We start from the raw sequence: 13,520 nt of genomic DNA on the forward strand, positions 1-13,520 counted from the left end.
CTGCTAGCACTACTTTGGCAGAAGCTTGATTTTTGGGATTCCCATTTGGGTTGACGAGTGATTCATAGGGAGCCGACGTTGGAAGGGTGTCGGCGATGGATGGTGATTGGCGGGATGAGTTGGAGCGTTGGCTGGCGCCCTATCTGAAGGGTCTTGGCCATAAGGCCCGGCAGCGGATGTGCCCGGCCTATGTTGCCGGCCTATGTTGCCGGCCTGATCGGCCCGGGGGATCGCAAGAGCATCCAGCCGATGGCGGCGCGGTCGAGCGAAGTGGGATACGATCGCCTGCATCACTTCATCGGCGCGGGTCTGTGGGATAGCGCACCGCTGGAGGCGACATTGTGGGACCAGGCCGATACGCTGGTCGGCGGCGGCAAGGCATGGCTGATCATCGACGATACTGCGCTGCCGAAGAAGGGGACGGCATCCGTCGGCGTGGCGCCGCAATATGCATCGGCGCTGGGCAAGAATGCGAACTGCCAGACGCTCGTATCGGTGACGCTGGCATCGCGAGAGGTGCCGATCATGCTGAGCTTGCGCCTGTTTCTGCCAGAGAGTTGGGCGAATGACGAGGCGCGCATGGTCAAGGCCGGTGTGCCCGAGCCCTTTCGCCCCTATCGTACCAAGCCGGCGACCGCGATCGAGGAGATCGACCGGGTCATCGCTGCCGGGGTGCGGTTCGGCTGTGTGCTCGCGGATGCCGGATACGGCCTCTCAGCCCCTTTCCGTCAGGCGCTCAGCGCCAGGGACCTGCGCTGGGCGGTCGGGATCCCCCGGCACCAGAAGGTGTATCCCGCCGACGTGCAACTGATCTTCCCTGTGGCGGGACGCGGACGCCCCCGGCGGCACCATGTTCCGGACACCCCATCGCGTGCCGCCCACGCCATGCTCGAGGGCGTAAAATGGCGACAGGTCAGTTGGCGCCGAGGAACGAAGGGGCGCCTGAGCGCGCGCTTTGCCGCCATGCGCGTGCGCATCGCCGACGGACCGCCGCAACGCATCGGCGCTTCGGGCGCGCAGCACATGCCCGGGGAAGAAGCATGGCTGGTCGGCGAGCATCGCTCCAGCGGCGAGCGCAAATATTATCTCTCGAACCTGCCCGCAGATACGCCGGTCAAGGATATCGCCGGCGCCATCAAGGCGCGCTGGATCTGCGAACAGGCGCACCAGCAACTCAAGGAAGAGCTTGGCCTCGACCATTTTGAAGGCCGATCCTGGACAGGTCTCCATCGCCATGCCCTCATGACAATGATCGCCTATGCCTTCCTGCAATCCCGCCGCCTCGCTCAGGCGGGACGGAAAAAAAAGAATCGCAGGTCCGCCGCCACAGCCCAGCCTGCCAGCGGTCCGGCAGGCCATCCTTGATTACCTCTCACGACCCCCACCGACACATTGCCCTCATTGCAGAACACCGCTGGAAAACATGCCAATCAAGCTTCTGCCAAAGTAGTGCTAGTGTGGTTTATGGATATGAAATACGCTCCCGGTCAGGCGGCATAATATGGCGTGTTTCAAATCCACCACACTGGGTCAGCAAGCAAAATTCAATATGAGGCCAGGACGCGGCCACCGCGCCTTGAACAGCCGACCGGTCGTGGACCCGGTGATCCAAACGTCACGCATATCCGCTCCGCCGAAACAGATGTTGGTCGTGCCAATATCGGGGATGGGTATCCATTCCAATGATCCGTCGAGGCCGATCACGCTGATCCCCCCCTCGATTAGGGTGCCGACGCACACGCGGCCATCACGCTCAACCGCAAGGCTATCAAAGCCGCGGTGATCAGGCATCGTGAAGAGCGGGCGCCTTGGATACGCCGTTCCTGCCGATTTGAGATTACCCGGACCATTGACATCAAGCGCCCAAAGACGACCCATTAGCGTATCAGCGACGTATAATGTCGTTTCGTCCGGCGAGAGGCCAACACCATTCGGCGCGATTAACTTAGAACGTCGGCATGTGATATGGGTTCCGTCAAAACGGGCATAGTACAAGGCACCGAACCGACGTCCGTCGTCGGTTTCGCAACCATGATCTGTAAACCAGAAACCTCCGTCGCGGTCGAAAACGAGATCATTGGGCGCGATCAAGGGTGCTCCATCGCAATGATCATAGAGTGTTGTCACCACCCCGCTGGCCATGCCGACCCGCTGAATAGAACCCCCGACATACTGTGGCGGAAGTCCCGGCGAAGGAAAGGTCAGTCCTTTATGATCGATAAACCCGAGTCCGCCATTATTGGCAATATACACGGCGCCGTCCGGACCGATGGCCGCGCCGTTGGGGCCTCCACCGGTTTCGGCTACAACAGTCTTGGTGCCGTCGGATGCAATACGGGTCAAGCGCGCTCCTTTGATCTCCACGAGCAATATAGACCCATCTGCCATCGCAATTGGTCCCTCCGGAAATGCTAGGCCGTCAGCGACAATTTCCAGTTCGAGCAACGTTTCTTTGAAATGAATGATATGAATCTCCATGCAAAGGGAACATCATGTCGGTAAGCGGAATTGGCCGAGCCGAAGCAATTGCGATGGCTGTCGCCGGAGCATCGATGCTCGTGAACGACCTTGGCGGCGAATGGAACTGCTACGGAAAACCCAGTCTTAGGTCTCCGAGGCGCCGCTCCGGCTTTTCGCAAGCTTTACGAATGTCATGTCATCGACCAGGGTGGCGATAAAGCCAGGGTCAAATGCTCGCGCCCGAACGTCGAGTGCTCCCTTTCCTCGAATTTCTTCAAGCAACTGAAGATGTGCCCTGATCGCTGTCGGTACGGCGGAACTGGCGAACAGGTTGATTTTCAGGCCGGACTGCTCAGCCTGTTCGACGCGCCGGTTGATGTCGAGCACCGGGATGGGGACGGCGTCGACGATCTCCTTCATCGCTTTGCCCGGCATCGCCGGAAGCATGAAGACATCCGCTCCCATTTTGGCAAAGGCAATCCCGCGTTCGATCGCGACCTCCACTTTGCCATTGCCTTTGACGAATTCGTCGCTCCTGGCGATGATCAGGAACGCGTCACTCCGCCGCGCATCGACTGCCGCCGCTATGCGCGCGCGCATCTCGTCGAGTGGCATTTGTCGATCGCCGTCATAGAGATGCTTCGGATTGATCGTGTCCTCGATATGGATAGCAGCAGCGCCGGCATGTTCGAAATCGCGAACCGTGCGGCGCACGTTAAGCGTCGTCTCACCGCCCTGATCGGCATCGACAATGAGAGGAATTGATATCGCGCCTGCAATACGCTCCACAAAGGGCAACATATCCTGAGGGCCAACCAGACCATGATCGGGAACAGCGGCATGCATCTGGCCCATCGCTTCTCCGCCGATATAGGTTGCGCAGAATCCGCTGTGTTCAACGACGCGAGCGGTCAGAACGCTGTAACATTCCGCGACGATGCGCATCCCTGGCTGGTCGATGAGGTTACGAAGCGTTGATAGGGCTTGGGTCATGGCGTTATCTCAATCTAGCGCGGGCTACTTCGCGAATGACATCGAAATTGGCCAACGCTGAAACGTCGCCGGCGTCCTCCCCAGCATAGGCGGCAGCCAACGCGCGCCGCACGATTTTTCCGTTGCGAGTTTTAGGTAGTGATCCAATGAAATATATCTCGGACGGGACCATCGATGCACCCAGCCGGGCGCGGACGAGCGCTGAAAGGGCGCCGGACGACTGCTCCGCGCCATCGGCGGCGATGATAAAAGCGATAATTTTCTGTCCCTTAAGTGCATCAGGAGCACCGACAACGGCGGCTTCAACCACCGAACTGTGAAGCAGCAGAACATTTTCGATCTCCGCAGGGCCGACGCGGCGTCCCGACGTCTTGATCGTATCATCGGACCGTCCGCGGATATACCACCAGCCGCTGGAGTCGCGCGTCGCAAGGTCGCCATGATGCCAAACCCCGGGAAAGGTCGACCAATAGGTTTCCAGATACCGCGCGTCATCATTGCCCCAGAAACCATGCGTCATACCCGGCCAGGGCTGGGTAACGACCAACTCGCCGATCGGTTCGGCCCCGGCGGCGGTGTCATTGTAGATAATTTCTGCACCCATCCCGATCACCGGCCCGCTGAACGCACATTCTCGCATCGGCAACACCGCATAGGCGGCTAGGATGCCACCACCTATCTCCGTCCCGCCGGAATAATTGACAATCGGACGCCTTTTCATGCCGACTTTTTCAAACAACCATCGCCACGAACGTTCATCCCAAGCCTCGCCGGTGGAAATGAATGAATGGAGTCGGGAAAGATCGTGACGCTCGGTTGGCCCTGTCGGCTCAGCCGCCCCCATAGCCCGCACAGCCGAAGGCGAAATGCCAAGTATCGTGACCTCTTGCTGTTCGCAAAAGCGCCACATCTGCTCCTGATCCGGGGAGTCAAGCGCGCCGACGAAGAATATCGATGTTGCGCCGAGAGCCGCATTGGCGACAATCATTTGTGGACCGACGATCCAGCCCAAATCGGTAGCCCATGCAAAACGATCGGCAGCCTTCACGTTGAACGCGAGCGCAAAGTCGGCGGTGCATTTCAACAAAAAGCCGGCATGGGAATGGACGATGCCCTTCGGTTGTCCCGTCGTGCCGGACGTGTACATCAAAAGTAGCGGATGGTTGGGATCGGTCTGTACGGGATCGACCGGATCTGCCAATGCACCGGCGGCAATTTCCACTTCCCAGTCGCGCCAGTTAGACGGCAATGTGCCGGCCCGTTCTGGATCGGCAACGCAGATGACGTCCGGCGGACATGCCACCATCGACAACGCGGCACGCGCGGTGTCAGCCATTTCGATCCATTTGCCCTTCCGATGAAAGCCCGACGCTACCACCAGCAGTTTCGCTTTGCAGTCTTTGAGCCGCGTCGCGAGCGATTCAGGACCATATCCCGAAAAACAGGGCACAGCGATCGCTCCGACCCATGCACATGCGAAAAATGCGACTGCTGCCTCAATCGTCATCGGTAGGAACAAGCCAACGCAATCGCCCGGCGCGATGCCAGTCGCGACCAGTCGACTGGCAAGCTGCGCCGTCAGTTGCCGAAAGTCGCTGCGCGAGACCGATGCGGTCGCTTGTCCACTTTCGAATACCGTCACGATTGCAGGCCCATTGCCTCCTTCACCGTCACTACGCAGACACGTGTCAACGATATTGAGTTTCCCGCCAGGGAACCACGAAGGGAACGGCGCGCCACGACTATCATCGCATAACTGATCGAAGGGGCAGCTGAATGTCAGACCGAGATGTTTGATCAGCGTGCGATAATATCGTTCAGGATTGGCAAGCGCAAAACGATGTAGTTCCTCAACCGATTCCAGGTCGAGCAGGTCCATGATCTGCCAAAGATGCGAAGACTGTTGGATCTCTGGCGCAGGATGCCAAACGGCGCCCTCTTCGCCAGCGAAGCGCTTTGCATGATTCTCGCTGGGAGGAGCCTCGCCTACATGGTTCATAGTCTATAGTACGGCTGTACGTGGAAAATTGGGCGCGCGCTTTTCAAGAAAAGCTGTCATCCCTTCTATCCCTTCTGGACCGGCAAAGCCCATAAATTCATAGGCGACGCTCGCGTCGAAGATCGGTCCAGCGTTGCGGATCCAACTGTTAAGCGAGTATTTGGTCCAGCGGGTCGCCGCCGGCGGCCCCATTGCCAATCGTGTGGCAATTTCCACCGCCTTGGTTTCGACATCTGCATCATCGACCACAAGTGAAACCAGGCCGATGCGTTCGGCTTCCTCACCGGTCATCCGCTCGCAACACAGGAGGTAATATTTTGCTTTGGCCATGCTGACCAGCAGCGGCCAGATAATCATCGCGCAATCGCCCGCCGCAATGCCGATCTTTGTATGGCCATCCATGAAATTCGCATCGCGCGCAGCGATCGAAACATCGGCCAGCAATCCCGCAGCGAGTCCCGCGCCGACGGCCCATCCCCTGATCCCACTGACGATCGGCTTTGAGCAGTGGACCATATTGTAAACCAGATCGCGCGTTTCCTTCATTGTCTGCATGCGCAGGTCATGATCGCGGGCAACCTTGATTTCGTGATTCAGATCGCCGCCGGCGGAAAAGCTCTTTCCTGCTCCGGTAATGATGATCGCTGAAACGCTGTCATCGGAATCGACGTCTCTCCACACCTCGGACACCTCCCGGTGCATATCGGCATCCATAACGCCCAGCTTGAGCTGCGACGTCATTGTGATCCTGATGACACGGTCATGCGGTCGATCGAATTTGAGACTCTTGTATTTGGCGTATCTATCGCTCACGATTTGATTCCCTATTTGATATAATTTGTCACACGAAAGCGCCGCATACTTCGACAGGATTTGCTTTTATGATGCGGCGCAATTTATCCGCGCCGTAACTGTCCGGTAAAAACGCGGTGGTGTTATCGAGCGCAATGGATAGGCAGCGAAATGATCCCCTGCTGGGGGCCGGATCGGTACCGGATCCTGGTATTTTCGACCAATTCGAAAATTTTGAGCTTCCGCAGTTCTTGAATGGCGATCCGCATCTCCCGTTTGGCGAGATGCATACCGAGGCATTTATGATGCCCGACGCCGAAAGCCAAATGTTGGCTCGCGTTGCGATTCAAGTCGAGCACGTCGGGGTTGGGAAAGGTTGCCGGATCATGGTTGGCCGCGGTCCAGCTCAAAGTCACGCGTTCGCCCTTCTGCATCGGGCATCCAAATGATTCATCATTGGATACCAGCGTTCGGCCTGCCGATGTTACCGGGGAGGCATAGCGCAGAAACTCATCGACAACTTTATCGATGCGTTGTGGATCGGCATCCCGCAATTCCGCTCGGGCGTCCGGGTTGGTCGCGAACGTATGGACCACCGAACTTATTCCGTTGGCAGTGGTTTCCATACCCGCCAAGATAAGAAGATTTAGTATCTCGATACGCTCGCGCTCTTCGAGGAATAGCTCGGGACCATTACCCATATGCGCAACGACGCCTATCAGATCCTCCGTTTGACCTCGTTTCCGGCGGCCCTCGAGCGTATCTGCACACCATTGAAGCAGTTTGGGTGCGCCTTGCTCGGCTGTGGCGGGATCAGTGATAAGCACTTGTGTCAGATCGACGATCCATTGGATTTCTTTTGGATCTTCTCCCAGAATGATCTCGAAAAAAACGCGCGAGGGCAGGATGATCGAGAATTGCGTGGCAAAGTCGACAGGGCTGTTGCGGACGCATTCGTCGATAAGATCGACCGTGATTTTGCGGATAGCATCGTCCAGCGGATCAAGGGCGCTTGGAACGAAGAAGGGCGTCAACACAGAGCGAATTTTCGTATGAATCGGCGGGTCCGTCTCAAGCGGAACCATCCGGAAAACATCGAGATCCTGCTGCATGGGATTTGCACCCTGTGCTGTGGAAAACGTTAGCGTCCGCGCTCGTGGTGTAATTTCCGGTGTAGGCGATGGTGTATTCCGGGGTGGGGCATGCCCCACCCCGGAATGCGGCGTCGCTGGTGGCCACCGGGTTCATCGTTATGGTGGAGTTTGCACACTTCAACCGTGACGAAGAGGAGTTCCCGATGACCGAGGACAGATTACTGATCGAAGAGCTTGCTGCGAAGGGCGGCCAACCGGATTTTTTGCGCACCATCGCCGAGAACGTGCTGCAGCTGATCATGGAGGCCGACGTTGATGGCCTGATCGGCGCGGGTCGCCACGAACGCAGCAGCGAGCGCGCGACCTGGCGCAACGGCTATCGCGACCGTTCGCTGGATACCCGGGTAGGCACGCTGAACCTGAAAATCCCCAAGCTGCGTGCTGGGTCCTACTTTCCGGGCTTCCTTGAGCCCCGCAAGATGGTCGAGAAAGCGCTGGTTGCGGTGATCCAGGAAGCGTGGATCGGCGGGGTCAGCACCCGGCGGGTCGATGAACTCGTCCAGGCCATGGGCATGACCGGCATCTCCAAGTCCACCGTCTCCAAGCTTTGCAAGGACATTGACGAGCGCGTCCATGCCTTTCTGAAACGCCCGCTCACCGGCGAATGGCCGTATCTCTGGCTCGATGCCACCTATCTCAAGGTACGCGAAGGCGGGCGGATCATCAGCGTTGCCGCAATAATCGCCATGGCCGTCAACACCGAGGGCCGGCGCGAGATCGTCGGCCTGCATATCGGCCCCTCGGAAGCGGAGGTCTTCTGGTCCGACTTCCTGAAGGACCTTGTTCGGCGCGGTCTTACCGGCGTGAAGCTGGTCATCTCCGATGCTCACGAGGGCCTCAAGGGCGCGATCACCCGCGTCATGGGCGCCACCTGGCAGCGCTGCCGGGTGCACTTCATGCGCAATGCCCTGTCCTATGTGCCCAAGGGCCAGAACACTGTCGTCGCCGCCGCGATCCGCCAGGTCTTCCTGCAGCCCGATCAGAAAAGCGCAACGCAGGTCTGGCGACAGGTCGCCGACCAGTTGCGCACCCGTTGGCCCAAGCTCGGCGCCTGCATGGACGAGGCCGAAACCGACGTGCTCGCCTACACCGGCTTTCCCACCCAGCACCGCACGAAGTTACACTCAACCAATCCGCTCGAGCGGCTCAACAAGGAGGTCAAGCGCCGCGCCGACGTCGTCGGAATCTTCCCGAACGAAGACAGCATCATCCGCCTCGTCGGGGCTGTGCTGATGGAGCAGAACGACGAGTGGCAGCTCCAGCACCGATACATGCAGATCGAAGGCATGGCCGAACTCAACCAACCCATGATCGAGGAGGAAAATCAGCCCCTACACATCACCGCCAAAGCCGCCTGACGATGGCCCACGGCCACAGCCGAAATTACACCACCTTGACGGACGCGACCTGGAAAACTGGCGATAGTTCATTGCCGCCCGTCGGACGTCGTCATAGCGGGTCAACAGCCAAAAACCGGTATCCTTGGGACTCCAGTGTCCATCGGTCCACGCGACGGGGCAGGTTTCCCTGATCTGATTGACGTGTTCAGTGTAGTTATCGACATGCTCGGACGCATAATTTTCAAAATGCAAATCGACTTGATGGCCTTTGTGCATATTTCCTTCAGACATCGGAACGTCGGTCCTTTTCGAATATGAATGCGAGTGCTAAGGGCAAAGCTGGTTGTTCAGGCGGCTATCTGTTTTTCGCTAGCGATGGCATTGCTATCTCGAAAAATCAGTTCGGCCCCGCGTTCTCCGATCATCATCGACGGAGCATTCGTATTGCCAGAAGGTATGACGGGCATGATCGAGGCGTCGCATACGCGCAAGCCTCGAATGCCTCTCACGCGCAGCTGTGGATCGAGCACCGCCATATCATCGGTGCCCATTTTGCAGGTGCCTACCGGATGATGTGCGGAATGGGTGATCATGCGCGTGTACTGCTTCCAGTCTTCAGCGGTATTAAGTCCTGCTTCAGGTAGCATCATGCCATCCGTGATGGCCGCCATCGCCGGCTGCGCCATGATACGCTTGATCTCGTCCATCCCAATCATGATGTCGCGCAGATCATCCGGATGCGTATAGAATTGGTGGCTGATAACCGGAAAATCATCGGGATTTGCACTTCTCAAAGTGACGCTACCCCTGGTTCGCGGATGCAGCAGAATGGATGATGTGTAAAAGCCTTGCTCCTTGGTCAGCTTGACATCAAACATGCCGTTCTCGTCCGGCTCGCGCGACAGCGCGAACGGCGCGAAGCAAAGCTGAAGATTTGGGTGTGCGGTACCGCCATCGGATTGAGCCAACACCTGAACCGGGACCGCCGTCATGGCCAGAAATCCCGTTCCTTTGAACAAATACTGACCCAGGCCTTTGACCGCATCGGTCAATCCCATTTTGTTCATCGTCCGGACGCCCTTCGCGCGCCATCGCATCATTGACGCCGGATGATCCTGCAGATTTTGACCGACGCCTGGGCTGTCGGCTTTCACTTCAATTCCGAAGCTCTCAAGCGAACGCCTTGGCCCGATGCCGGACAGCATCAAAAGCTTGGGAGAGCCATAAGCACCCGCGCTCAAAATCACCTCGACATCGGCCCGGGCAATTTTGATTTCGCCTGCACAACGGTATTCCACGCCAACGGCGCGATCAGATTCGATGATGACGCGGCGTGCAACCGCACCCGTGATAATTTTTAGAAATGTCTTGGACGCAATACGCGAAACAAATTCCCGCGATGATTGCGATCTCTTGCCCTTACGATGATTGAGTTGAACCCAACTTATCCCATGCTGGCTATCGCCGTTATAATCATCTGCTATCGGATAGCCTGCTTGCTGCGCTGCTGCGTAAAATGCGGAGTTTGCGGTGCCTCGGTCGGTTTGTTCGCCGACGCTGATCGGCCCGTCTCCGCCACGGAACTCATTGGCGCCGCCCTGCCATGTTTCCATTCGGCGAAAGCTTGGCAGGACCGAAGCATAGTCCCAGCCGTCACAACCAAGCGCGGCCCAATGATCATAATCTGCGCGGTTGCCGCGAATGAAAACACAGGAATTAATTGACCCGCCGCCGCCCATGAGTTTCCCTGCCATCTGAACCTCCGGCGTGTTGGTGCGGCTTGGATCGGGTTCGGTAGGGTATTTCCAGTTGGCGGATTTATACGCCCCCGCAAGCAGGCCGGGTACGATAACATCGAGTCGTCGATCGGTGCCGCCGGCCTCCAAAAGAAGAACGCTTGCGCCTGCGGCGGAAAGTCGGCTGGCGATAACGGCACCGGACGATCCTCCGCCCACCACCACATAGTCGTAACGATCTGACATTTCGCCGTTATCCTTCGTGCGCGGGTTGAGCGCCGTTGGGATGGCAGATATAGATGGCGTTGACGATCGCGTACCGGCGACATTGTTCGGATATTGGCTGCAACGGCACGTTGGGTCCTTGCCCATCCAAGGGCGGAGTTATGGCGAGTCCCTTCAAAACATCCCTCCTACGACGACTTCGGCGTGAGTCGATCTGGAGCACTCAAAATCGGGTCGCGTCCGTCAAGGTGGTGTAATTTCGGCTGTGGCCGTGGGCCATCGTCAGGCGGCTTTGGCGGTGATGTGTAGGGGCTGATTTTCCTCCTCGATCATGGGTTGGTTGAGTTCGGCCATGCCTTCGATCTGCATGTATCGGTGCTGGAGCTGCCACTCGTCGTTCTGCTCCATCAGCACAGCCCCGACGAGGCGGATGATGCTGTCTTCGTTCGGGAAGATTCCGACGACGTCGGCGCGGCGCTTGACCTCCTTGTTGAGCCGCTCGAGCGGATTGGTTGAGTGTAACTTCGTGCGGTGCTGGGTGGGAAAGCCGGTGTAGGCGAGCACGTCGGTTTCGGCCTCGTCCATGCAGGCGCCGAGCTTGGGCCAACGGGTGCGCAACTGGTCGGCGACCTGTCGCCAGACCTGCGTTGCGCTTTTCTGATCGGGCTGCAGGAAGACCTGGCGGATCGCGGCGGCGACGACAGTGTTCTGGCCCTTGGGCACATAGGACAGGGCATTGCGCATGAAGTGCACCCGGCAGCGCTGCCAGGTGGCGCCCATGACGCGGGTGATCGCGCCCTTGAGGCCCTCGTGAGCATCGGAGATGACCAGCTTCACGCCGGTAAGACCGCGCCGAACAAGGTCCTTCAGGAAGTCGGACCAGAAGACCTCCGCTTCCGAGGGGCCGATATGCAGGCCGACGATCTCGCGCCGGCCCTCGGTGTTGACGGCCATGGCGATTATTGCGGCAACGCTGATGATCCGCCCGCCTTCGCGTACCTTGAGATAGGTGGCATCGAGCCAGAGATACGGCCATTCGCCGGTGAGCGGGCGTTTCAGAAAGGCATGGACGCGCTCGTCAATGTCCTTGCAAAGCTTGGAGACGGTGGACTTGGAGATGCCGGTCATGCCCATGGCCTGGACGAGTTCATCGACCCGCCGGGTGCTGACCCCGCCGATCCACGCTTCCTGGATCACCGCAACCAGCGCTTTCTCGACCATCTTGCGGGGCTCAAGGAAGCCCGGAAAGTAGGACCCAGCACGCAGCTTGGGGATTTTCAGGTTCAGCGTGCCTACCCGGGTATCCAGCGAACGGTCGCGATAGCCGTTGCGCCAGGTCGCGCGCTCGCTGCTGCGTTCGTGGCGACCCGCGCCGATCAGGCCATCAACGTCGGCCTCCATGATCAGCTGCAGCACGTTCTCGGCGATGGTGCGCAAAAAATCCGGTTGGCCGCCCTTCGCAGCAAGCTCTTCGATCAGTAATCTGTCCTCGGTCATCGGGAACTCCTCTTCGTCACGGTTGAAGTGTGCAAACTCCACCATAACGATGAACCCGGTGGCCACCAGCGACGCCGCATTCCGGGGTGGGGCATGCCCCACCCCGGAATACACCATCGCCTACACCGGAAATTACACCACGAGCGCGGACGCTAACCAAAATCGGGTGTAAGGGGCCGCAGGTCCAATATCCATTCTGCGGAATGCGATATTTTTGGCATATCGCTTTTGGCTGATATTGTGTAGCCTTTGGCAGGCTCGAGCGCCACGCCGCGCTATTCTTGCCGCAAGATTGCACCGTCTATCATACTGTTTATTCATTTATTTTAGGATTGGGTTGGTCGTGGAGTTACGTCAGCTTCGCCAGCTTCTAGCGTTGGCAGAATATCAGAATTTCCATCGCGCTGCCGAAGCGCTTCATATGTCGCAGCCGCCGTTGTCCGTGTCCATTCGCCGCCTTGAAGAGGAGCTCGGCGTACAGCTGATTGAGCGGCATTCTCGGGGCGTAACGCTTACAACAGAAGGGGCGTTGGTAGTAGAACAGGCTCAAGAGGTCGTGCGTGTCGCGGACAATATCAGGCTGTTTGCCAAAGAATCATTGGGCGGAACCCGCGGTTTGCTAAGGTTGGGATTCGTGGGATCGGCAACTTTCAATCTCATTCCGAGCCTCATTCCGAGATTTCGTGCGCTTTTCCCAAATGTGACTCTCAAGCTTAGCGAACAAGTCTCTGCGGAAATCGTTGCGGGGCTGCTGAGCGGTGACCTGGACGCCGGGCTTTTGCGAACGCCGCTATTTGACGTGACTGGCCTCATATTAACACCCCTTAGTGTTGATCGACTTGTACTGGCATTGCCCTATGGCCACGCGTTTGCGGAGCGGTCGGAAATCAAACTGGAGGATCTGGCGAATCAAGCCATGATCCTGTGGAGCAGAACGACAGAGCCTTGGGTGCGTACGATGATCGACATCAATTTCAGTGCAATCGGAATCGCTCCCGTCGTGGTGGAAGAGGCGTCTCATATACATACCATGCTATCTCTTGTTGAATGCGGGCTGGGGGCAGCACTCGTTCCATCGATCGTTCGTCGCTCCAGTCCCGACCGTCTGAATTTTGTCGATCTAACCTGTAAAGGTTCGCCCATTGAACTCGGCTTTGCGATGGCTGTTCGTGAAGGACAGGGGCGGCCGCTAACGGCAAATTTTGCGGGCGTGGCAATCGAGGTTTTGCAGCAAAATAGTGGATAGCAGCCCGTCCATAGGGTGATGAACCGCTCGTAGACGATATCGCTGATGTATCGATTTCCCCATCTTTTATATTGGACG

9 protein-coding genes and 1 pseudogene are annotated in these 13,520 nt (G+C 58.0%); 3 read left to right on the forward strand and 7 right to left on the reverse strand.

Annotation, left to right across the window (positions count from 1 at the left end; genetic code table 11):
- The first annotated feature begins 95 nt into the window (after positions 1 to 95).
- Positions 96 to 1,500, forward strand: a pseudogene (locus tag LH19_RS25490) (IS701 family transposase).
- A 30-nt stretch (positions 1,501 to 1,530) separates the two neighbouring features.
- Here LH19_RS25490 and LH19_RS25495 read toward each other — a convergent pair.
- The 5 genes from LH19_RS25495 to LH19_RS25515 all read right to left on the reverse strand — a co-directional run bounded on the left by LH19_RS25495 (position 1,531) and on the right by LH19_RS25515 (position 7,356).
- On the reverse strand, positions 1,531 to 2,478 hold the full coding sequence (locus LH19_RS25495; RefSeq protein WP_054734624.1) for an SMP-30/gluconolactonase/LRE family protein: 948 nt from the start codon (positions 2,476 to 2,478) through the stop codon (positions 1,531 to 1,533).
- A gap of 126 nt (positions 2,479 to 2,604) precedes the next feature.
- Positions 2,605 to 3,453, reverse strand: a complete 849-nt coding sequence (locus tag LH19_RS25500; protein ID WP_082396396.1) for an isocitrate lyase/PEP mutase family protein — start codon at positions 3,451 to 3,453, stop codon at positions 2,605 to 2,607.
- Positions 3,454 to 3,457: 4 nt separating this feature from the next.
- Positions 3,458 to 5,332, reverse strand: a complete 1,875-nt coding sequence (locus tag LH19_RS25505) for an AMP-binding protein (RefSeq protein ID WP_158514497.1) — start codon at positions 5,330 to 5,332, stop codon at positions 3,458 to 3,460.
- Positions 5,333 to 5,455: 123 nt separating this feature from the next.
- On the reverse strand, positions 5,456 to 6,265 hold the full coding sequence (locus tag LH19_RS25510; protein ID WP_054734634.1) for an enoyl-CoA hydratase/isomerase family protein: 810 nt from the start codon (positions 6,263 to 6,265) through the stop codon (positions 5,456 to 5,458).
- A 122-nt stretch (positions 6,266 to 6,387) separates the two neighbouring features.
- The gene (locus tag LH19_RS25515; protein WP_054734637.1) at positions 6,388 to 7,356 is read right to left on the reverse strand and encodes a cytochrome P450; all 969 of its coding nucleotides are present in this window, start codon (positions 7,354 to 7,356) and stop codon (positions 6,388 to 6,390) included.
- Between the two features lie 185 nt (positions 7,357 to 7,541).
- Between LH19_RS25515 and LH19_RS25520 the strand changes: the two genes are divergently transcribed.
- A complete protein-coding gene (locus LH19_RS25520; RefSeq protein ID WP_006954973.1) occupies positions 7,542 to 8,756 on the forward strand; it encodes an IS256-like element ISSpma2 family transposase in 1,215 nt (404 codons plus the stop codon).
- 329 nt (positions 8,757 to 9,085) lie between these two features.
- Here LH19_RS25520 and LH19_RS25525 read toward each other — a convergent pair whose 3' ends face one another.
- Together LH19_RS25525 and LH19_RS25530 are read right to left on the reverse strand one after the other, a co-directional pair.
- Positions 9,086 to 10,720: a GMC family oxidoreductase gene (locus tag LH19_RS25525; protein WP_054734639.1), complete on the reverse strand. Its 1,635-nt coding sequence runs from the start codon at positions 10,718 to 10,720 to the stop codon at positions 9,086 to 9,088.
- Positions 10,721 to 10,981: 261 nt separating this feature from the next.
- On the reverse strand, positions 10,982 to 12,196 hold the full coding sequence (locus tag LH19_RS25530; RefSeq protein WP_006954973.1) for an IS256-like element ISSpma2 family transposase: 1,215 nt from the start codon (positions 12,194 to 12,196) through the stop codon (positions 10,982 to 10,984).
- A gap of 343 nt (positions 12,197 to 12,539) precedes the next feature.
- On the opposite strand from LH19_RS25530, the gene LH19_RS25535 reads away from it, so the two are divergent.
- Positions 12,540 to 13,442, forward strand: a complete 903-nt coding sequence (locus LH19_RS25535) for a LysR family transcriptional regulator (protein ID WP_145923677.1) — start codon at positions 12,540 to 12,542, stop codon at positions 13,440 to 13,442.
- Positions 13,443 to 13,520: the final 78 nt, after the last annotated feature.

The sequence above is a fragment of the Sphingopyxis macrogoltabida genome, from assembly GCF_001314325.1.
GTDB lineage: Bacteria > Pseudomonadota > Alphaproteobacteria > Sphingomonadales > Sphingomonadaceae > Sphingopyxis > Sphingopyxis macrogoltabida.

Excerpts from the sequence above, each read along its gene's own strand:
- LH19_RS25530 (WP_006954973.1), bottom strand. The coding sequence starts at position 12,196 with ATGACCGAGGACAGATTACTGATCGAAGAGCTTGCTGCGAAGGGCGGC.
- LH19_RS25495 (WP_054734624.1), bottom strand. The coding sequence starts at position 2,478 with ATGGAGATTCATATCATTCATTTCAAAGAAACGTTGCTCGAACTGGAA.
- LH19_RS25505 (WP_158514497.1), bottom strand. The coding sequence starts at position 5,332 with ATGGACCTGCTCGACCTGGAATCGGTTGAGGAACTACATCGTTTTGCG.
- LH19_RS25520 (WP_006954973.1), top strand. The coding sequence starts at position 7,542 with ATGACCGAGGACAGATTACTGATCGAAGAGCTTGCTGCGAAGGGCGGC.
- LH19_RS25515 (WP_054734637.1), bottom strand. The coding sequence starts at position 7,356 with ATGCAGCAGGATCTCGATGTTTTCCGGATGGTTCCGCTTGAGACGGAC.
- LH19_RS25500 (WP_082396396.1), bottom strand. The coding sequence starts at position 3,453 with ATGACCCAAGCCCTATCAACGCTTCGTAACCTCATCGACCAGCCAGGG.
- LH19_RS25525 (WP_054734639.1), bottom strand. The coding sequence starts at position 10,720 with ATGTCAGATCGTTACGACTATGTGGTGGTGGGCGGAGGATCGTCCGGT.